Source organism: Vreelandella sp. F11, assembly GCF_042466685.1.
In the GTDB taxonomy this organism is placed as follows: domain Bacteria; phylum Pseudomonadota; class Gammaproteobacteria; order Pseudomonadales; family Halomonadaceae; genus Vreelandella.
This window is the reverse complement of record NZ_CP170448.1, coordinates 2,086,180-2,105,750: the sequence shown is the minus strand read 5'-3', so window position 1 is coordinate 2,105,750 and position 19,571 is coordinate 2,086,180. Positions and strand designations below refer to the sequence as shown.

The window sequence follows — 19,571 nt, the reverse complement described above, 5'->3', positions numbered from 1 at the left end:
CTTTTGTTCATATCATGAACGGATGCCGCAATCTACACTCTGCTTCACATCAGTCAACCTTCAAACGAGGTCACCAGATGAACCGATTGATCAAGTTGTCTCACGCCTTACCGACGGCGGCCCCCGCCATGACCGTGGCCTACACGCCAATCCGTCTGGAAATGCCTGGCCGCCAATCTCTGGAATTGCGCCTGACCGCGCCCGCAGCCGGTGATGCCCTGCCGATAGTGATCCTGTCACACGGCTTTGGCCCATCGAACTATATCCCCTCGAAAGACGGCTATGCCCCGCTCGCCCAGTTCTGGGCCGAACGCGGCATTGCCGTTATTCAACCGACCCACGCCAGTTCACGAGTCGGCGGACTTGACCCCGACTTACCTGAAGGCCCCTTCTACTGGCGCGAGCGCGTAGACGAGCTGCGTGCCATCCTCGACCAATTAGCCGAGATCGAGCGGCAGGCTCCAGCCATAGCCGGACGGCTGAACCACGACCGGATCGCCGTGGCGGGCCACTCCTTCGGCGGCCACACCTGCAGCCTAATACTGGGCGGACGTTTGTATGGGGAGGATTTCTCCAATCCGCGCATCCGTGCGGGTGTCCTACTAGCGACTCCAGGGCGTGGTGGCGCTGATATGAGACCCGAGCATGCTCGGCGCTTTCCATTCTTTGACGTGGATTTCAGTGGCATAGAATTGCCCACCCTTGTGGTTTGCGGCGCGGAAGATGACCCGCATTTCACGCCCCGCGGCCCCGAGTGGCACGCGGATGCCTTCTACGACGCGCCGGGGGCCGATGCCCTGCTAACAATCAGTGGCGTGGGCCATGGGCTTGGCGGAATCGCGGGGCTCGACGCGAAAGAGACCGAGACAGAGGATCCCGAGGCGCTTGAGGCGACACGACGTCTGACACTGGCGTGGCTAAGGAGCATATTTTGCATAGAGCGAGAAGCCTGGACACAGAGCCAAGCTGCGCTCAGTGATCGTGCGGCCGCCATCGCCAAGATCACCGTGAGAGAGCGCTGAGCGCCTCATTGGCAGCTCGCCTTAACGCTTTTCAATGCGAACCGAGGAGAAACCGAAATTTAGCGGCCCGGCTGACCAAGCGAAAAAAATCACCAGCTAACTGGGTGTTGAAAGCAGTAATTGCCCAAGCTTACGAGCTGCGTATTCTACCTGGACACGGGTTAGCGCTGCGAAGCCCAATACAATGGCTGTTGTTCGGCAACCCCAAGGCGATTCTATTTTTCTCATCGCTGTTGCCGCAATTTGTGAGTACCCAACAGGACTCGCACATTTCTGCGTTTCTTCCACTAATTCTGCTATTGGTGTTTATCAAACTGATCGTGTCGAGCACTTACGCACTCGCAGCTCAATCAATGGCAACACGACTGGCTAAACCCGGTACCGCCGTTTGGGGTAAGCACTCTGCAGGGGGAGTATTGATGCTGTTTGGGATCTTCATGGGCATAACCGCTTTTTACTGAGTGCCCACGTACTGGAAAAAAGGCTGGGCGATTCACTTCATGGTTGAGTGCACAAAACAAAAACGGCAAACATAGCGATTTCAATCAATAGAAAATAATGGCTTCGCTATTTTCGTAGTAATGATACGAAGAAATAGTTGCTGCCAAGAATTTAGAGCGTTGTGCCAATTTGGGGAGAAAACATCAGAGATGGAGGGGGGCAGAAATGGAGGCGGCCCCAAAAGCCACATCCCGGCACACGCAGCCACCACTACCGTTGCTCCCTTCCGGGCCTGGCGGGGTTCGCAGTTTAGCGTTGCGGGAGGACCTAAGGGGCCACCATAACGGCACACTCTGTGATTTATCCTACTGTTTACAGGCAGTAGCGAGTGTGCTGAGGTTGATGTGGTGGCTACGCCCTGATTTGAACAGGGGACCCCATCATTATGAGTGATGTGCTCTAACCAGCTGAGCTACGTAGCCTTTTCCTCATCAACGGGTGCAGATTATGCCTACCTTAATAACGAAAGGCAAGCCGGATTCCGGCTTGCCGCTACTAGTTAGAAAGCGTGGCAAAGCGATCTTACTGAATGGCTGCACGTACAGCAGGAGCGCCAGGCTCGCCGTCGCGAGTGGTGACACCCTCTAACCACTCATCCAGAATACTCTCATTGGCTTTTAGGTATTCACGGGCCGCATCACGGGGATCTTCACCATCATCCATAATGGCGCTCATCAATTGGTTCTCCATTTCCAGAGTAAACGTCATATTGCGTAATAGCGCTCCCACATTGGGGCACTCATCCACGAATCCGGCACGGGTATTGGTATGCACCGTCGCGCCGCCTAAATCGGGGCCAAAATAGTCATCGGCATCAGAAAGGTAGGCCATATCGAAGTTGGAGTTCATGGGGTGCGGCTCCCAACCCAAAAACACCATCCACTGCTCATTAGGCACCCTAGCGCGCAGTTCTGCCAGCATTCCGGCTTCACTGGAATCGATCACCTGCCAATCGCCTAACCCATACGCATCATCATCGATCATCTGCTCAATGAGCTCGTTGCCGTCGTTACCCGCTTCGATGCCGTGCACGCTGCTATCAAACTGATCTGCGTGCTCTGCTAAATCGTTAACCGACGTTACGCCCGCATCGTAAACGTATTGGGGAACCGCCAAGGTGTACTTGGCCCCTTCCAGGTTGGCTACCAAGCGCTCAACTTCACCGCGCTCGATATAAGGATCGCTGATAGAGGCCATGGAAGGCATCCAGTTACCTAGGAAGACATCGAAATCATCGTTGCGCATACCGGCGTAGGCAATCGGTACGGAAACGGTATCCACGGTCGGCTCGTAACCCAACCCCTCAAGGACTTCGCTGGCGAGCGCAGTGGTGGCGGTAATATCCGTCCAACCCACTTCAGCAAAGCGCACGCTGCTGCACTCATTGGCATAAGCCGCCGTTGGCAAACCCGCTGCCAGCAATAAAGCACCCGCGTAGCGTGAAGAAATTCTGCTCATCATCGTTGTCCCCTTGAAGCGATAAATATTGTCGCGCCTTTTTATTGATTGAACGTTCAATAAAAAAATGCCATCATGGTTAGGTAATCATGTCTACGCTCGGGTTTCAAGCAACGGCCCTGTTAGACATTCAACGAATTAGGAGAACGCTGTGCCAAAGGTGGGAATGGAACCAATACGCCGCCAGCAGTTAATTAACGCAACCATGGCAGCGATTGATGAAGTCGGCTTGGCCGAAGCAACGGTGATGCGCATAGCGCGTCATGCAGGCGTCTCGGCGGGTATTATCAGTCACTACTTTGGCGGCAAGGATGGCCTGCTCGAAGCGACCATGCGGCAGATATTGACCGACCTGACCGATGCCGTGGCAGTTCGCCGTAATGCGCTAGAAGACGACTCTCCCCGCGCCCATATTGGTGCCATTATTGAAGGCAACTTTGATCGCACCCAGGTCACCGGCCCCGCTGCCAAGACTTGGTTAGCCTTCTGGGCCAGCAGCATGCATAAGCCAATGCTGCAACGGCTGCAAAACGTCAATGATCGACGCCTTTACAGCAATTTATGCCATCAGTTTCGGCGTGTTATGCCACGCGCAGAGGCCCGCAACGCAGCACGCGGCTTAGCCGCCATGATTGATGGGTTGTGGCTCCGCGGCGCGCTAACGCCAGAAGGCCTTGATGCTAAAGAAGCACGCTTTCTTGCCCACACTCATCTCGATCAGCTTTTTGCTCACTATGGATGCCAACAACCCGCATCCAACACTTATAGCTAATTTTTATCTTATTTAAGGAGTCCTACATGGCCGCTCAAGACGTACAGCCACTCTATATTGATGGTCGCCAGGTAGACGCCACTTCAAGCAATACGTTTACCGTTACCAACCCTTTTGATGGCAGCCTGCTAGCCACTATCGGCCAAGCCAGTCAAGCCGATGTCGATTCAGCCGTTGCCGCCGCCCAACGCGGCCAGCGCGAGTGGGCTGCGATGACCGGTATGGAGCGTTCGCGCATCATGCTTCGCGCTGTCGCGCTATTAAGAGAGCGCAATGACGAACTGGCCGAGCTGGAAACCCGCAATACCGGCAAACCCATCAGCGAAACCGCCAGTGTTGATATTGTGACCGGTGCAGACGCATTGGAGTATTACGCAGGCTTGGCACCGGCTATCGAAGGCAGCCAGATTCCCCTGCGCGATAGCTCTTTTGTGTACACCCGCCGTGAGCCGTTGGGTGTGATCGGCGCGATTGGCGCCTGGAACTACCCGATTCAAATTGCCTGCTGGAAAGCCGCCCCGGCACTGGCGGCAGGCAACGCGGTGGTGTTTAAGCCCAGCGAAGTCACCCCGCTCACCGTGATGAAACTGGCGGAGATATTCACCGAGGCTGGACTACCAAACGGTGTCTTCAACGTGGTGCAGGGCGACGGGCAAGTGGGCGCCATGCTTACCGGGCACCCCGGCATCGCCAAAGTCTCGTTCACCGGCGAAGCGGGCACCGGTAAAAAGGTCATGGCCGCCGCGGCTAGCTCAACGTTAAAAGACGTCACCATGGAGCTGGGCGGTAAGTCGCCGCTACTGGTCTTCGCCGATGCAGATCTTGATCGCGCTGCGGATGCCGCCATGATGGCCAACTTCTACTCCAGTGGCCAAATTTGCACCAACGGTACGCGGGTATTTGTTGAGCGCAGCGTTAAAGACGCCTTTGAAGCCAAGCTGGTCGAGCGCGTTAAGCGCATCAAAGCAGGCGACCCAATGGATCCCAGCGTCAACTTTGGGCCGCTGGTCAGCTTTGAACACCAGCAGAAAGTCCTCTCCTATATTGCCCTGGGCAAAGAGCAAGGCGCTCGCTTGCTCGTGGGTGGCGGCGACTGGAACACTGGCAGTTTTGCTAATGGCGCCTGGGCAGCCCCAACGGTATTCACCGACTGCACCGACGATATGCGTATCGTGCGGGAAGAGATTTTCGGCCCAGTGATGTCGGTACTCGCCTTTGATGACGAAGCGGAAGTCATTCGCCGCGCCAACGACACCACCTATGGCCTGGCCGCCGGTGTCTTCAGCGAAAGCTTGAACCGCGCCCACCGCGTAATTCATCAGTTGGAAGCAGGAATCTGCTGGATTAACACTTGGGGCGAGTCACCCTCTGAGATGCCGGTAGGCGGCTATAAAGAGTCGGGGATCGGTCGCGAGAACGGCATCGAGACGCTTAATCACTATACCCAAACCAAGTCCGTACAGATTGAAATGGGGCCGTTTGAGTCAGTGTTTTAACTCTTTCTGGTTATGCGACTCACTTGCCAAGGGCACTGGGGGTAGCTTTGAGCGAGGGTCTTTCGCCATGGCCGAAACCTGATCCCTTCAGTTTCGGCATTCCCGCCATCCGTGGCGGTCAGATGGCGGAAGCAGCGCCCTCGCGAAAAGCTACCGCCAGCAAGCCCCGCCCCATCTTCAGCCTCGGTAATTCACTATGTCTCAACCACGCGAATTTGATTACATCATTATCGGCGCAGGTTCGGCGGGCAATGTGCTCGCTACTCGCCTCACCGAAGATAGCAGCGTCAGCGTCCTGCTGTTAGAAGCGGGCGGGCCCGACTATCGCTTTGATTTCCGCACTCAAATGCCCGCCGCTCTGGCTTACCCGCTGCAGGGCAAGCGCTACAATTGGGCATTTGAAACCGACCCCGAGCCACATATGGACGGCCGCCGAATGGAGTGTGGCCGCGGTAAAGGCCTTGGCGGCTCCTCACTGATTAACGGCATGTGCTATATCCGCGGCAACGCCCTGGATTACGATAACTGGGCCAAACAGCCCGGCCTTGAAGAGTGGGACTACCTTAGCTGCCTGCCCTACTTCAAAAAGAGCGAAACCCGCGACATCGGTGCCAACAGCTACCACGGCGGCGACGGCCCGGTCAGCGTGACCACGCCAAAAGCGGATAACAACCCGCTTTACCGTACCTTTATCGAAGCGGGAAAACAGGCGGGCTACCCGGAAACCGAAGACGTTAACGGCTACCAGCAAGAGGGCTTCGGCCCCATGGATCGCTTCGTTACGCCCAAAGGCCGCCGCGCCTCCACGGCCCGTGGATACCTGGATATTGCCAAACAGCGCCACAATCTCACCATCGAAACCCATGCCGTCACCGACATCATTGAGTTTGAAGATAAGCGGGCGGCGGGCGTTCGCTATGAGCAGAAAGGCGAAAAACAGCAGGCCAACGCACGCCGCGAAGTGCTGCTCTGCGGTGGCGCCATCGCCTCCCCACAGATTCTTCAGCGCTCAGGCATCGGTAACCCAGAACTGCTCAACGAACTCGGTATCGAAACAGTACATGCCCTGCCCGGCGTAGGTGAAAACCTCCAGGATCACCTGGAAATGTACATCCAGTACGAGTGCAAAGAGCCGATTTCCCTCTACCCAGCGCTGAAGTGGTACAACCAGCCCAAAATTGGCGCCGAGTGGCTGTTTAAAGGGACTGGCGTCGGCGCCAGCAACCAGTTTGAATCCTGTGGCTTTATCCGCAGCCGCGATGAAGAGGAGTGGCCCAATCTGCAGTACCACTTTCTGCCTATCGCGATTAGCTACAACGGTAAAAGCGCGGTGCAAGCTCACGGCTTCCAGGCCCATGTTGGCTCTATGCGCTCGGAAAGCCGCGGTCGCATTCGGTTAACCTCGAAAGACCCTCACGCCGCACCCAGCATACTGTTCAACTACATGGCCAAAGAGAAAGATTGGCAAGAGTTCCGCGACGCCATTCGCCTCACCCGCGACATCATCGCCCAGCCAGCGTTTGATAAATATCGTGGCCGTGAAATAGCCCCCGGCCCAGACGTACAGACAGACGTTGAACTGGATGCCTTCGTCAAGCAGCATGCCGAAACCGCCTACCACCCCTGCGGCAGCTGTCGGATGGGCAATGACGAGATGGCAGTCACCGATGGTCAGGGCCGCGTTCATGGCATTGAGGGTCTACGCGTAGTCGATGCGTCACTGTTCCCGGTGATCCCTACCGGCAACCTGAACGCGCCAACGATTATGCTGGCGGAGAAAATCGCTGACCGGATTAAAGGTCTTGAGCCGCTCCCCCGAGCTAATGTTGACTACTACGTCGCTAACGACGCACCGGCCAAACGCGCCTGAACATTTAGCCGATTTTCTACTCAAAACGCCATGGTCTGTCGCCATGGCGTTTTTTTTGATCAGCGCATCGCATTTACGGCGCTAAACATGCCTAAATACTTGCACGAAGCGGGTACCATCTGCCAATATTCAAACAAGTGTTCGATTAAACATTTTAACCAACACTTTAACTAACAACAGCTGGCCAGCACTAAAGGCCACCAACTGAGAGAGACACTATGCTCACCCTACTTCTTATCGTGCTCGCCATTGCTGGCCTGCTCGTCGTGATGCGCCGCGAGGCAGGCGCCCCCGCGGCAATAGCGGTGCTTGGCGTATTGGGCCTTGTTGGCCTGCTGTTTGATGCCGAAATCATTGGCGTGCTGCTGTTGATTGGCACAGCCGCCGTCGCAGTGGCTGGCCTACCTGCACTTCGTCGCAAGTGGCTCACACCGCGCCTATTCGCCACCTTTAAAAAGGTAGCCCCTAAAGTGTCTGCTACAGAGCGGACGGCGCTGGAAGCGGGCAGCGTCTCCTGGGATGGCGAGCTTTTTTCAGGCAAGCCACAGTGGGAAAAGCTGCTCGCCTTTAAAGATGGTGGCCTGCGCGACGATGAAAAAGCCTTTCTGGCCAATCAGTGCGCCAAAGCGGCCGGCATGTGCAACGCCTGGGATATTGCCCAAGAGCGGGCCGACCTCCCTCAGCAACTGTGGGACTTCCTGAAGAAAGAGGGCTTCTTCGGCATGATCATTCCGAAGGAGTACGGCGGCCTCGGCTTCTCAGCTAAAGCGCAATCCATGGTGCTGCAAAAGCTCTCTGCCAACGAAACCTTGATGGTCACCGTGGGTGTGCCTAACTCATTAGGCCCCGGCGAGCTACTGCTCAAATACGGCACTCAAGAGCAGAAAGATCACTACCTGCCGCGCCTCTCCGATGGCCGTGAAATTCCCTGCTTTGGCCTCACCGGCCCACGCGCAGGCTCTGACGCTACCTCGCTGCCGGACACCGGCGTAGTGTGCAAGCAAACCATTAATGGCGAAGAAGTGCTTGGCCTGCGCCTTAACTTTGAGAAGCGCTGGATCACGCTGGCACCCATCGCCACTGTGGTGGGCTTGGCCTTCCGTCTGTTTGACCCCGAAAAACTGCTTGGTGACGAAGAAGATCGCGGTATTACCCTGGCGCTGATTCCCCGCAATACCGACGGCATGGAAATTGGCCGCCGTCACCACCCTATCGGCAGCCCGTTTATGAACGGCCCGATTATCGGTAAAGATGTCTTTGTACCACTGGACACCATCATTGGCGGCCCAGACATGATCGGTCAGGGCTGGCGCATGCTGGTGGAGTGCCTCTCGATCGGCCGCTGTATCACGCTGCCCTCAGGCGCTACCGGCACTGCACGTTACGCCCTGGGTTGGAGCGGCGGTTTCACCCGCGTTCGCCGCCAGTTCAACGTGCCGGTTGCCGAGATGGAAGGTGTGCAGGAGCCTCTCGCTCGTATGGCCGCGCTGGCCTATATCTCCCAGGCCACCGTGTATCAAACCGCCAATATGATCGATCACGGCGAAAAACCCGCCGTGCCCTCGGCCATTCTGAAAAGCCAGTTAACCGAGTTCCAACGCGTGCTACTCAGCGACGCCATGGATGTTCACGGCGGCAAGGCAGTGACACTCGGCCCGCGCAACTATCTGGGTATCGGCTATAGCGCCAACCCGGTAGCGATTACCGTGGAAGGCGCCAACATCATGACCCGTAACCTGATGATCTTTGGTCAGGGCGCTATCCGCTGCCACCCTTATGTGCTTGATGAGTTGGCCGCCAAAGAGGCTAACGATATGAAGGCATTCGACAAGGCTTTCTTCGGCCACGCAGGCTTGATCTTTGGAAACGCGGCGCGTGCCTTTACCCTGGGCTTTGGCATCGGTAAAACCAGCGTTCCCTTTGATGGCCCCGCTGCGGTTTATGCCCAGGATATTGCCCGCCTCTCCGCTGGCTTTGGTCTATGTGCCGATGCCGCCATGGCGAGCCTGGGTTCAGCACTGAAGAAACGTGAAATGATCTCTGCACGGCTGGGGGATGTGCTCTCGAATCTCTACCTCACCTCCATGGTGCTCAAGCAGTGGCAGGCAGGTAGTAAAGTAGAAGGTGAAGAAGCGCTGCTGCACTACAGTTGCCGTTTCCTGCTCCAGCGTGCAGAACAGGCGTTTGTGGAGATTTTCGATAATCTTCCCAACCGTGCCCTGGGCAAAACGCTCAACGCCGTGGTGATGCCCACCGGCCGCCGCTGGAACAAGCCCCACGACGACCTGGCGCGCGATATTGCCCAGCGTGTTTCTACGCACAGCGCACTGCGCACCAAGCTATTGGAAAACACCTGGGACGCTGATGACGGTGAACAGCGCAACCCGCTGGCCCGCTACAACGCCCTGCTGGTGGATTATGATCGCGCTGAAGCAATCTACCGCACGGTGAACAAGGCGTACGCCAAAGGCGAGCTGCCGCAGACGGCGCTACACCCTGAAGCTCGGGTCGAGGCTGGCTTGGAAAAAGGCTTGATCAGTACTGAGGATGCCGACTTTATGCGCACCTTCGAGGCTGAAGTGCTGGAAATGCTCACCGTGGACGATTTCGCCTACGATGCCTTTGCCAAGAACAAGTCCACACTGATCGATCACAATGAAAAACCTGTGCCAGCGTTCACACAGCAGAAGCAGGAGGAGGAAAACGTTAAGTAATTCCTATTTTTCAAAGCGTTACCAGTAAAACGGCCGTCCCCTGTGCCCCAGGGGGGCGGCTTTTTTGTGTTCACTTTCTACGCCTAAATGCGTAGTCAAATGCGCCAAAAACGCGTTGCAAGTTCGCAAACGATCAACTAGCCTTTCGTAAACGAAAACGATCTGCACTATTCAATAAATCTACAAAACTCTCCAACAACAATGACGCTAGCGAGATCGGCATGTCCTTACATTTACAAAATATCGATCACATCGTTAACGGTGTGCCGCATATCAGCGGAATAGACTTGGCTCTTGAGCCAGGCTCTTTCAACGTGCTGTTGGGTCGAACGCTGGCCGGGAAAACCACGTTAATGCGCTTAATGGCGGGACTTGAGCCCCCCACCCGCGGCAAAGTAATTATGGATGGCAAAGACGTCACAAACGTCTCAGTGCGTAAGCGCAATGTCTCCATGGTGTATCAGCAGTTTATTAACTACCCCAGTCTTACCGTTTACGACAATATTGCCTCACCACTGAAATTAGCCAAGCAGCCTAAAAGCGAAATTGATAAGCGGGTTGGCGAAATCGCTGAAATGCTGCATATCGAACAGCTACTTAATCGCTACCCTCAAGAGCTTTCCGGAGGTCAGCAACAGCGTACCGCCATGGGGCGAGCACTGGTCAAAGACGCCGACTTAATCCTGTTTGATGAGCCGCTGGTTAATCTAGACTACAAGCTCCGCGAAGAGCTACGCGATGAACTGCGCGAGCTGTTTAAGGCGCGTAACTGTATCGCCGTATACGCCACCACCGAGCCCAATGAAGCACTGGCATTAGGGGGCAATACGGCGGTACTTCATGAAGGAAAACTGCTTCAATACGGCCCTACCGAGCAGGTTTATCGCGAGCCCAACGGCCGCTTTAGCGCAGAAATGTTCTCTGAACCACCGATCAATATTGTTCCCGGCCAATTGACCGACAGCGAGATCACCTTCGATCAATCGCTGCACTTTCCCTGCGATGAGAAGCTAAAGCGCCTTGAGCCAGGTGATTACGACTTTGGCGTGCGTGCTTCCCACCTCACACTCCAACCTCAACAGGCTGACGATCTAGCGCTGGATGTGCATGTGGATGTAGCGGAAATTAGCGGTTCTGAAACCTTCCTGCATGTTCATCACGAACGCTTTCCTCTCGTTCTGCACTTAGCAGGTATACACCAGTTTAGTGTTAAGCAACCCTTGAAAGTGTACTTCCCTACCCACCAGCTTTACGCCTTCGACAAGCAGGGCCATACGGTACATATTCCTGCGCGTCAGGGAGGAGCGGCCCATGGCTGAGATTACCTTAAAAGGCCTAGCGCACTCCTACGAGAAAACGCCCAAGGGCGCGGCGGATTATGCTATCCGACAGATGGATCACGTATGGCATCAGGGCGGCGCCTATGCGCTTTTAGGTCCATCAGGATGCGGCAAGTCGACACTCCTGAACATTATCTCTGGCCTGCTTGAACCCTCAGAAGGTGACGTACTTTTCGACGGGCATCGGGTCAACGAGCTGCCTCCGGAAGAGCGCAACATTGCCCAGGTTTTCCAGTTTCCGGTGATCTACGACACCATGACGGTGTTCGACAATCTCGCCTTCCCCCTGCGCAATATGAATACCCCCGAGTACCGGGTGAAACCCAAGGTGCTCGAAGTCGCCGATATTCTTGAGCTGACCCCGCTGCTGGATCGCAAAGCCAAAAACCTGACCGCCGATGAGAAGCAGAAAGTCTCCATGGGCCGTGGCTTGGTGCGCGATGACGTCACGGCGATTCTGTTTGATGAACCGCTCACCGTAATCGATCCCCAGCTTAAGTGGAAACTACGCCGCAAACTCAAGGAGATTCACGAACGCTTTAACATCACCATGATCTATGTGACCCATGATCAGCTAGAGGCCTCTACCTTCGCGGATAAAATTGCCGTGATGTATGAAGGCCAGGTGGTACAGTTCGGCACGCCCCGAGAGCTGTTCGAGCGCCCAGCGCACACCTTTGTGGGTTACTTTATTGGCAGCCCCGGCATGAACTTTATGGCAGTGGAATGCAGAGACGATCAAGTCATGTTCGGCTCACAGCCACTGCCGGTTAGTGAGCAGATGAAGCATGCCGTCGCCAACGCTAGCTCTACCAATATCAAACTGGGTATACGTCCTGAGTTTATCGTCATTGGTTCAAGCCCAACGTCCCATAGCATTCCGATTAAAGTGGTTAGTGTGCAAGACCTGGGCACCTACTCCCTGCTTACCTTTAAGCTCAACGATCAGACATTTAAAGCCCGCCTGCCAGAGGGACATCAGCCGGTAGGTGAAACGGCGTTTGCGCACTTCGATGATGCGCACTTGGCGCTGTATGTCGATGAATACCTGGTGGAGGCTGGCAATGAATAACAAAGTACCCAATAACAGAGCCTGGCTACTGGTGCTGCCCATGCTGGTATTGGTGGCGTTCTCCGCCATCATTCCGCTGATGACCGTAGTCAACTACTCGGTGCAGGACGTGCTCGGGCCCTACGCGACATTTTTTACCGGTACCGAGTGGTTTAAAACCACGCTTAACGACCCGGCATTGCAGGCAGCTTTTCTGCGCCAAATTTCATTCTCGCTGATTATTCTCGCTATCCAGATTCCGCTGGGGATTGGCATCGCGCTGATTATGCCCAAACGCGGGTGGCAGGCCTCGGCGGTGCTGATCCTGATTACCCTGCCGCTGCTGATCCCCTGGAACGTGGTCGGCAGTATTTGGCAAATATTTACCCGTGGTGATATCGGCCTAATGGGCTGGGGCCTGCGCGAGCTCGGCATTAACTACAACATTACCCGTAATGCCGGTGATGCCTGGGTAACGATCATCTTAATGGACGTGTGGCACTGGACACCGCTGGTGGCCATGCTCTGTTACAGCGGCCTACGCTCGATTCCCGAAGCGTATTATCAGGCAGCGCGCATCGACCGGGCGTCTAAGTGGGCGGTGTTCCGCTATATCCAGCTCCCCAAGCTCACCAATGTGCTCGTCATCGCGGTACTACTGCGCTTTATGCACTCTTTCATGATCTACGCCGAGCCCTTTGTACTCACCGGCGGCGGGCCGGGTAGCGCCACTACCTTCCTAAGTCAATCGCTGGCCACCATGGCGATCGGCCAACAGGATCTCGGGCCTTCTGCTGCCTTCTCGCTTATCTACTTCCTGGTCATTCTGCTTGTGAGCTGGGTGTTCTACACCACCATTATGAATATGCAGAAAGATAAACCGCCGCATGGAGGTGCTTGAAATGAGCTATCAACTCGAAAACACCCAGCGCGGTGAAAAGTACAACACGATTTTTAGCAAGGTTTCACCTGCCCAGCGACGCAACCGCTCCGCCCGCTCTCGCTGGCGCTCGCGCATCTTACTTGGCCTGTATCTCGTATTGATGATTTTGCCTATTTATTGGCTACTCAATATGTCACTACAAACCAACAGCGAAATACTGGGCTCCATGACGCTGTGGCCACAAAACGTAACGCTTGATAATTACATCGGTATTTTTACCAACTCAAGTTGGTATATGGGCTACGTCAATTCAATGCTCTATGTAGCGATGAATATGCTCATCACCATCTGCGTCGCGTTACCGGCCGCCTACGCCTTTAGCCGCTACACCTTTATTGGCGACAAGCATCTATTCTTCTGGCTGCTGACTAACCTGATGGCGCCGCCTGCGGTATTCCTGCTGCCCTACTTCCAGCTCTACTACTCGGTAGGCCTGTTCGACACCCACATTGCGGTAGCACTGGCTCACTGCCTGTTCAACATACCGCTGGCAATCTGGATCCTGGAAGGCTTTATGAGCAGCGTACCTAAGGAGATCGACGAAACCGCCTATATCGACGGCTATAGTTTTCCGCGCTTTTTCGTCAAGATTTTTATCCCCATGATCCGCTCAGGCATCGGCGTCACGCTGTTCTTCCTGTTTATGTTCTCCTGGGTAGAACTACTGCTAGCACGAACATTGACCGCTACCAGCGCCCAGCCAATTGGCATGATCATGACGCGCACCTCCACCGCCTCCGGGATTGACTGGGGCACCCTGGCAGCCGCCGGTGTACTCACCATCATCCCCGGCATTCTGGTGGTCTATTTCGTTCGTAATCATATCGCCAAGGGCTTTGCCCTGGGCCGTACCTAAGGAGATCTAGCTATGTCTTGGATGGTATGGACCGTACCCACCGCCATATTCTTTTCATCAATTGCCGCCATGCTGGCAGGCATGACGGTATGGGAGATTTTGTCGCCAACCATTGAGCGCAAAGGGTTTTTACCCATTGCCACCACTCGCGGGGATCGGCTGTTTATCGGTCTGCTCTCTGCAGCCTTTATCCATTTGGGGGTGATTGGGTTCACGTCACTCTCCATTTGGATAGCACTAGCGGTATCAGCCCTATGGCTGCTGGTTTTAATGCGCTGGGGCTAGCCCTTTGGAATAGCCCTTGGGACTAGCCCTTAGGAAATGCCACCAGCGTTTAATCGGTATCAAGGACGGCAAAGCCATCAAGGAAGAACACAACAAAACGAGGTCAACATGCAAAAGCACTACAACAAGTCCAGACTGACTAAGTTCAAACTGACAACCCTCGCCGCTGGCTTGATGCTGGCGTCGGGTACGCTGTCAGCGCAGGAGCAGGATACCCGTGCCATCGCTGAACGCTTGGTCGACGAGCACTTCCAGAACTCAACCCTGAGCAGGGAAGAGCAGATCGAAGAGCTGATGTGGTTTGCCAACGCTGCGGAGCCTTTTCGTGGCATGGATATCCAAACCGTGGCCGAAGGCCTCACGACTCACGTTTATGAAAGCGAAGTGTTGGCCGAAGCCTTCAGTGAACTCACCGGTATCAATCTGACCCACAACATCATTGGTGAAGGTGATGTGGTAGACACCATGCAGAACCAGATGCAGTCGGGTAACAGCATTTATGACGGCTTCGTCAACGACACCGACTCCATCGGTACACATATCCGCTACGGCACCACCATCAACCTGACTGAGGCAATGGAGAACGAGTGGGCGGACTACACCCTACCCACTCTCGACCTGGATGATTTCATTGGCCTGCAGTACGGCACCGGGCCAGATGGCAGCCTCTATCAACTGCCTACCCAGCAATTCGCGAACCTTTATTGGTTCCGCTATGACTGGTTCCAGCGTGAAGATCTTCAGGAACAGTTCCGTGAAATTTACGGCTATGACTTAGGCGTGCCCACCAACTGGACAGCTTATCAAGACATTGCCGAGTTCTTCACCGAGCACGTGGGTGAAATAGACGGCACCAAAGTGTATGGCCATATGGATTACGGCCGCCGTGATCCTTCACTGGGCTGGCGTTTCCACGACTCCTGGCTCTCCATGGCGGGCATGGGCAGCCCTGGCGTTCCCTCAGGTAACCCGGTAGATGACTGGGGTATTCGCGTCAATGAAGAGAGCCAGCCTGTTGGTGCAAGCGTTAGCCGCGGCGGTGCAACTAACTCACCGGCCTCGGTGTTTGCCATGCAAAAAGCGGTCGACTGGCTGCGTGATTTCGCCCCACCCGAAGCACAGGGCATGACGTTTGGTGAAGCCGGCCCCGTGCCTGCTCAAGGCCATATCGCTCAACAAATCTTTTGGTATACCGCCTTTACCGCCGACATGACTGACCCAGCGGTCGCGGTGACTGATGATGAAGGCAACCCGCTATGGCGCATGGCGCCTTCACCTACCGGCCCGTACTGGGAAGAGGGTATGAAGGTGGGCTATCAGGACGTAGGCGCCTGGACGTTCTTTGACTCAACGCCGGAAGATCGTCGCACCGCGGCGTGGCTATTCGGCCAGTTCACCGTGTCGAAAACGGTGTCGTTGGAAAAACTCATGCACGGTTTAACGCCGATTCGTGAATCTGACATCTTCTCAGAGCAGATGACCGAGATGGCGCCCAAACTGGGTGGTCTGGTGGAGTTCTACCGCAGCCCCAACGAGTCAAATTGGACACCTACCGGTACCAACGTGCCTGACTATCCGCGTATGGCCCCTCTATGGTGGCAAAACCTGGCACCTGTCATGAGCGGTGAAGTCACTCCTCAGGAAGGCCTCGATAAACTGGCGGCGGATATGGACAGCACGATGAATCGTTTGGCTCGGGCCAACGTTTTTGACAGCTATGCCCCGGTGCTCAACGAAGAGCAGGATCCGCAATATTGGCTGGATCAGGAAGGCTCACCCAAGCCCAAGCTGGAGAATGAAATGCCCCAAGGCACCACGATTCCTTATGACGAAATGATGGAAGCCTGGATGGACGCCGGTACGCGCCAATAAGCACCACGCGCAACGCTTGCAGGGCGGGCAACCGCCCGCCCTGCCAAGGGTTTCATTGGCGGCAGGCCATAGCACAAGAGAAAACACCCACTGCAACAGGGCTATTTATTGGTTAATTGGATCCGCTATGAAACTGCGAAATCGAAACATCGAGAAATTACCTACTGAGACCTTTGATGCCCTGATTATTGGGGGCGGTATTAACGGCGCGGCGACCGCAGCGGCACTGGCGGGCAAAGGTGCCAAAGTCGCGTTGATTGATCGCGGCGACTTCGCTGGCAGTACCAGCATGCACTCCTCCAATCTCGTATGGGGAGGCATTAAGTATATGGAAAGTAAGGATTTTGCGCTGGTTCGCAAACTGTGTAAAAGCCGTAACCACTTGATAAAGAGCTACCCGTCTACGGTGCAGGAGATTCGCTTCCTGACCACTATTTCAAAAGGTTTCCGCCACTCACCTCGCTACCTGTGGGCGGGTACCTGGCTTTACTGGCTGATGGGCAACGGCTTCACTCAGTTGCCGCGCCTGCTCTCGCCGAACAAGATTAAGCAGCAAGAGCCGATTATTGATGTTGAGGGCGCCGTAGGAGGCTTTGAGTACTCCGATGCCTACCTCCACGATAACGACGCACGGTTTGTGTTTAACTTTGTGCGCCACGCGCTCAACTATGGAGCCATTGCCGCCAACTACGTCGAGTCACTCGGCGCCGAACGGGAGGGGGATGTGTGGGTAACCAAAGCGCGTAACGTGATGGATGGCACTACCTTCGACATCCGCGCCAAAGTGCTGATCAACGCGGCAGGCCCTTGGGTAGATCAGCATAACGAGCTGACTGGCCAAAAAACCACCCATCATCACCTCTACTCAAAAGGTATTCACCTCATCGTACCGCAGCTAACCGACTCCCAGCGGGTGCTCGCGTTTTTCGCCGACGATGGCAGGCTGTTTTTTGTCATTCCTATGGGCAATCGCACCTGTATCGGCACCACCGATACCCACATGGAACACCCTGAGGTGGACGTTACCGCCGAAGATATCGCCTTTGTGCTGGAAAATATCAATAAACGCCTCACCCTGGATAAACCACTTAGCCAGGATGACATTATCTCAACGCGTTGCGGCGTAAGGCCCCTTGCCATTAAAGATAGCCAGGGCAATGACCGCGATTTTCTACAGCTTTCACGCAAACACGTGATTGATACCAATGTTGAAAGCGCACATATCAGCATTTTTGGCGGCAAGCTTACCGACTGTTTGAACGTTGGCGATGAAATTGCCGAAGCGGTGAGCCAACTGGGCGTTACACTGTCAGACCCCAATTTTCAGTGGTATGGGGAACCCCCCAAGCCCGTGAAACAGCAGTTTATGGATCAAGCCAAGCGCATGAACCTGGATGCCATGACCGCCTCTACGTCATCAGAGCTACTCTCTACTCGGCTGTGGCGGCGCTACGCCGACCAAGCTATCCAGATGCTCGAGAAAATTCGCCAGGATCCCGCTCAGGGCGAAATTTTAATTGAAGGCACTGAGTACATTCGCTGTGAGATCGAGCATGCCCGGGATCATGAGATGATCACCCAGCTTGAGGATTTCCTGCGCCGCCGCGCCAAAGTCTCACTGGTGGTACCGCATGAGCAGTTACGCCAATCCAGTGGCTTAAAGGAGGCGTGTCGGGTGCTATTTGGCGACGACGCTGACGACCGTTTTAACCACTATTTTGAACAGAATCGCGATACCGCACTGCCCCCTACTTCTTCACCAGTGGTTTAACATAGGCAGTCATTAATCATTAAAAAGCCCTCTCAACTGAATGAGAGGGCTTTATAGTTGCAGAGCCTTATTTAGGTAGAGCGCACACGTGAAACGGCGTCCAACCAGCCTTGATAGAGCTGCTCGCGGGCAGCCTCTTCCATCTTCGGCATAAAGCTCTTTTCGCAGCGCCATAGCTGCTCGATCTCTTCCAGCGTTTGATACCAGCCGAGACGCAACCCGGCCAGGTAAGCCGCTCCTAGCGCCGTGGTTTCCAGAATCGTGGGGCGATCAACCTGGACACCCAGCATATCGGCAAGAAACTGCATCACCCAGCTGTTCTTCACCATGCCGCCGTCGACGCGTAGCGTACCTGGCGGAGCCTCCATATCGTCGTTCATACAGTGCTGCAGATCGCGGGTTTGGTAGCAGACTGCTTGAAGGCCAGCAGCCACGATTTCAGCAATGCCCGTGTCACGGGTTAACCCAAAAATAGCGCCGCGCGCTTTCGGATCCCAGTGCGGAGCGCCCAAACCGGTAAAGGCGGGCACCAAATAAACGCTGTGCCCGCTGCGGGTCTCCTGGGCCAAGGCTTCAGTCTCTGACGCGTCGGCAAACAGATTCAAGCCGTCACGCAGCCACTGTACTGTCGCCCCAGCTACGAAGATACTGCCCTCCATGGCATAGGTCGGTTTGCCGTTAAGCCGATAACCAATGGTGGTCAATAGACGATTGCGCGACAGCGATGGCGTTTCACCCGTATTCACAATCATAAAACAGCCGGTGCCATAGGTGCTTTTACCCATCCCCGGCTGAAAGCACGCCTGCCCCACCAGCGCTGCCTGCTGATCCCCCGCTACCCCAGCAATGGGGAGCGAGGCGCCCAGCCAGTGCGCTTCGGTGGTGCCAAAATCGTCGCTGGAGTCTTTCACCTCGGGCAGCAGATTGGCGGGAATATTAAACAGCGCCAGCAGCTCTTCATCCCACTCCTGGGTATGGATATTAAAAAGCGCCGTACGCGAAGCATTGGTGGCATCGGTCACGTGCTGCTGACCACCGGTCAGCCGCCAGATTAAAAAGCTATCGACCGTTCCAAACGCCAGTTCGCCCTGCTCAGCGCGCTCCCGAGCGCCCTCAACGTTATCCAATATCCAGGCAAGCTTGGTGGCGGAAAAGTAGGGGTCAATCAACAGACCCGTTTTAGCTTGAACGACATCGGTATGACCTTTATCGCGCAGCGACTGGCATAAATCCGAGGTGCGCCGATCCTGCCAAACGATGGCGTTATAGAGTGGTTTACCCGTTTTCCGATCCCACAGAATAGTGGTTTCCCGCTGGTTGGTAATACCGATGCCATCGATTTGATCCGCAGAAACCTCGGCGTTGCGCATCACGTCTTGGCAAGTTGCCACCACCGTGTCCCAAATGTCTTCGGGATTGTGCTCAATCCAGCCGTCGTGGGGAAAATGCTGGGTAAATTCTTGCTGGGCAACAGCCGCCACCTGGCCTTGGCGGTCAAACAGAATGGCGCGGGAGCTGGTGGTGCCTTGATCAATGGCGAGTATAAAAGAGGACATATCGAGTTCGCTTTGTTGTATTGTCTTTCGATTTTATATACTGACTTTCGCTTTATTATCATCC

15 protein-coding genes, 1 tRNA gene and 1 other RNA gene are annotated in these 19,571 nt (G+C 55.2%); 13 read left to right on the top strand and 4 right to left on the bottom strand.

The features are described from left to right. Positions 1-77: 77 nt before the first annotated feature. A complete protein-coding gene (locus tag ACFIOZ_RS09495) occupies positions 78-1,022 on the top strand; it encodes an alpha/beta hydrolase family protein (protein ID WP_386083493.1) in 945 nt (314 codons plus the stop codon). An 8-nt stretch (positions 1,023-1,030) separates the two neighbouring features. After that, positions 1,031-1,483, top strand: coding sequence for a LysE family translocator (locus ACFIOZ_RS09490; protein WP_386083490.1), 453 nt, complete (start codon positions 1,031-1,033; stop codon positions 1,481-1,483). Positions 1,484-1,698: 215 nt separating this feature from the next. On the opposite strand, the gene ffs is transcribed toward ACFIOZ_RS09490, so the two are convergent. The 3 genes from ffs to ACFIOZ_RS09475 all read right to left on the bottom strand — a co-directional run bounded on the left by ffs (position 1,699) and on the right by ACFIOZ_RS09475 (position 2,984). Next, an RNA gene (gene ffs / locus ACFIOZ_RS09485) (signal recognition particle sRNA small type) lies at positions 1,699-1,795 on the bottom strand. A 73-nt stretch (positions 1,796-1,868) separates the two neighbouring features. Further along, positions 1,869-1,945 (bottom strand) — tRNA-Met (locus ACFIOZ_RS09480). Between the two features lie 100 nt (positions 1,946-2,045). Further along, positions 2,046-2,984 carry a choline ABC transporter substrate-binding protein gene (locus ACFIOZ_RS09475; protein ID WP_386083488.1) on the bottom strand — a complete coding sequence of 313 codons (939 nt, stop codon included), beginning with the start codon at positions 2,982-2,984 and terminating at the stop codon, positions 2,046-2,048. Between the two features lie 148 nt (positions 2,985-3,132). On the opposite strand from ACFIOZ_RS09475, the gene betI reads away from it, so the two are divergent. The 11 genes from betI to ACFIOZ_RS09420 all read left to right on the top strand — a co-directional run bounded on the left by betI (position 3,133) and on the right by ACFIOZ_RS09420 (position 17,951). Beyond that, positions 3,133-3,753, top strand: a complete 621-nt coding sequence (gene betI, locus ACFIOZ_RS09470) for a transcriptional regulator BetI (protein WP_386083487.1) — start codon at positions 3,133-3,135, stop codon at positions 3,751-3,753. A gap of 26 nt (positions 3,754-3,779) precedes the next feature. Further along, positions 3,780-5,249, top strand: a complete 1,470-nt coding sequence (betB, locus tag ACFIOZ_RS09465) for a betaine-aldehyde dehydrogenase (RefSeq protein WP_386083485.1) — start codon at positions 3,780-3,782, stop codon at positions 5,247-5,249. A gap of 196 nt (positions 5,250-5,445) precedes the next feature. Beyond that, the gene (betA, locus tag ACFIOZ_RS09460) at positions 5,446-7,119 is read left to right on the top strand and encodes a choline dehydrogenase (RefSeq protein WP_386083483.1); all 1,674 of its coding nucleotides are present in this window, start codon (positions 5,446-5,448) and stop codon (positions 7,117-7,119) included. Between the two features lie 218 nt (positions 7,120-7,337). After that, on the top strand, positions 7,338-9,833 hold the full coding sequence (locus tag ACFIOZ_RS09455; protein ID WP_386083482.1) for an acyl-CoA dehydrogenase: 2,496 nt from the start codon (positions 7,338-7,340) through the stop codon (positions 9,831-9,833). Positions 9,834-10,054: 221 nt separating this feature from the next. Beyond that, positions 10,055-11,152: an ABC transporter ATP-binding protein gene (locus ACFIOZ_RS09450; protein ID WP_386083480.1), complete on the top strand. Its 1,098-nt coding sequence runs from the start codon at positions 10,055-10,057 to the stop codon at positions 11,150-11,152. Then, complete coding sequence (locus ACFIOZ_RS09445; protein WP_386083478.1) at positions 11,145-12,245, top strand: ABC transporter ATP-binding protein; 1,101 nt, start codon at positions 11,145-11,147, stop codon at positions 12,243-12,245. Before ACFIOZ_RS09450 ends, ACFIOZ_RS09445 begins: the two co-directional genes overlap by 8 nt. Then, a complete protein-coding gene (locus tag ACFIOZ_RS09440) occupies positions 12,238-13,125 on the top strand; it encodes a carbohydrate ABC transporter permease (protein WP_088701626.1) in 888 nt (295 codons plus the stop codon). The genes ACFIOZ_RS09445 and ACFIOZ_RS09440 overlap by 8 nt, the downstream gene beginning before the upstream one ends. Position 13,126: 1 nt before the next feature. Next, positions 13,127-14,023 (top strand): carbohydrate ABC transporter permease, encoded by an 897-nt coding sequence (locus ACFIOZ_RS09435; RefSeq protein WP_386083476.1) that lies wholly within the window; start codon positions 13,127-13,129, stop codon positions 14,021-14,023. Positions 14,024-14,035: 12 nt separating this feature from the next. Beyond that, a complete protein-coding gene (locus ACFIOZ_RS09430; RefSeq protein WP_386083474.1) occupies positions 14,036-14,308 on the top strand; it encodes a DUF2160 domain-containing protein in 273 nt (90 codons plus the stop codon). 108 nt (positions 14,309-14,416) lie between these two features. After that, complete coding sequence (locus ACFIOZ_RS09425; protein ID WP_386083471.1) at positions 14,417-16,180, top strand: ABC transporter substrate-binding protein; 1,764 nt, start codon at positions 14,417-14,419, stop codon at positions 16,178-16,180. 127 nt (positions 16,181-16,307) lie between these two features. Next, positions 16,308-17,951: a glycerol-3-phosphate dehydrogenase/oxidase gene (locus tag ACFIOZ_RS09420; protein ID WP_386083469.1), complete on the top strand. Its 1,644-nt coding sequence runs from the start codon at positions 16,308-16,310 to the stop codon at positions 17,949-17,951. 71 nt (positions 17,952-18,022) lie between these two features. Here the strand turns inward: ACFIOZ_RS09420 and glpK are convergent, their stop codons facing one another. Further along, positions 18,023-19,507, bottom strand: coding sequence for a glycerol kinase GlpK (glpK, locus tag ACFIOZ_RS09415; protein WP_386083468.1), 1,485 nt, complete (start codon positions 19,505-19,507; stop codon positions 18,023-18,025). Positions 19,508-19,571 lie beyond the last annotated feature (64 nt).

What these genes read in the sequence shown, in the direction of transcription:
- glpK (WP_386083468.1), bottom strand. Translation starts at nt 19,507, where the DNA reads ATGTCCTCTTTTATACTCGCCATTGATCAAGGCACCACCAGCTCCCGC.
- ACFIOZ_RS09425 (WP_386083471.1), top strand. Translation starts at nt 14,417, where the DNA reads ATGCAAAAGCACTACAACAAGTCCAGACTGACTAAGTTCAAACTGACA.
- ACFIOZ_RS09430 (WP_386083474.1), top strand. Translation starts at nt 14,036, where the DNA reads ATGTCTTGGATGGTATGGACCGTACCCACCGCCATATTCTTTTCATCA.
- ACFIOZ_RS09495 (WP_386083493.1), top strand. Translation starts at nt 78, where the DNA reads ATGAACCGATTGATCAAGTTGTCTCACGCCTTACCGACGGCGGCCCCC.
- betB (WP_386083485.1), top strand. Translation starts at nt 3,780, where the DNA reads ATGGCCGCTCAAGACGTACAGCCACTCTATATTGATGGTCGCCAGGTA.
- ACFIOZ_RS09435 (WP_386083476.1), top strand. Translation starts at nt 13,127, where the DNA reads ATGAGCTATCAACTCGAAAACACCCAGCGCGGTGAAAAGTACAACACG.
- ACFIOZ_RS09440 (WP_088701626.1), top strand. Translation starts at nt 12,238, where the DNA reads ATGAATAACAAAGTACCCAATAACAGAGCCTGGCTACTGGTGCTGCCC.
- ACFIOZ_RS09450 (WP_386083480.1), top strand. Translation starts at nt 10,055, where the DNA reads ATGTCCTTACATTTACAAAATATCGATCACATCGTTAACGGTGTGCCG.
- ACFIOZ_RS09445 (WP_386083478.1), top strand. Translation starts at nt 11,145, where the DNA reads ATGGCTGAGATTACCTTAAAAGGCCTAGCGCACTCCTACGAGAAAACG.
- ACFIOZ_RS09475 (WP_386083488.1), bottom strand. Translation starts at nt 2,984, where the DNA reads ATGATGAGCAGAATTTCTTCACGCTACGCGGGTGCTTTATTGCTGGCA.
- betA (WP_386083483.1), top strand. Translation starts at nt 5,446, where the DNA reads ATGTCTCAACCACGCGAATTTGATTACATCATTATCGGCGCAGGTTCG.
- ACFIOZ_RS09420 (WP_386083469.1), top strand. Translation starts at nt 16,308, where the DNA reads ATGAAACTGCGAAATCGAAACATCGAGAAATTACCTACTGAGACCTTT.
- ACFIOZ_RS09455 (WP_386083482.1), top strand. Translation starts at nt 7,338, where the DNA reads ATGCTCACCCTACTTCTTATCGTGCTCGCCATTGCTGGCCTGCTCGTC.